The organism is Wenyingzhuangia sp. 2_MG-2023 (assembly GCF_030548295.1).
Classification (GTDB): domain Bacteria; phylum Bacteroidota; class Bacteroidia; order Flavobacteriales; family Flavobacteriaceae; genus Wenyingzhuangia.
This window is the reverse complement of the sequence record NZ_JAUOSB010000136.1, coordinates 1-254: the sequence shown is the minus strand read 5'-3', so window position 1 is coordinate 254 and position 254 is coordinate 1. Positions and strand designations below refer to the sequence as shown.

At 41.7% G+C, this 254-nt stretch carries 1 protein-coding gene; it reads right to left on the bottom strand.

Going from position 1 to position 254, the window contains the following annotated elements; all coding sequences use genetic code 11:
- Positions 1–254 (bottom strand): ATP-binding cassette domain-containing protein (locus tag Q4548_RS17295; RefSeq protein WP_303457234.1); only part of this gene is annotated, 254 nt, incomplete at both ends.

The window sequence follows — 254 nt, the reverse complement described above, 5'->3', positions numbered from 1 at the left end:
GGCTAATTGCAATATCAAGCCTTCTACGCATCCCGCCGGAATAGGTTTTTACACTTTTTTTTGCGGCATTTACTAACTCGAATTGTTTTAGCAGTTCGGATGTACGCTTCTTCACCGCATCACGATTCAAGTGATTTAAACGCCCCATCATCATTAGGTTTTCTTCACCTGTCAGCAATTCATCTACTGAAGCATACTGACCTGTCAAACTAATCTGCTGTCTCACAGATTCAGGTTCACGATGGGTATTGTAT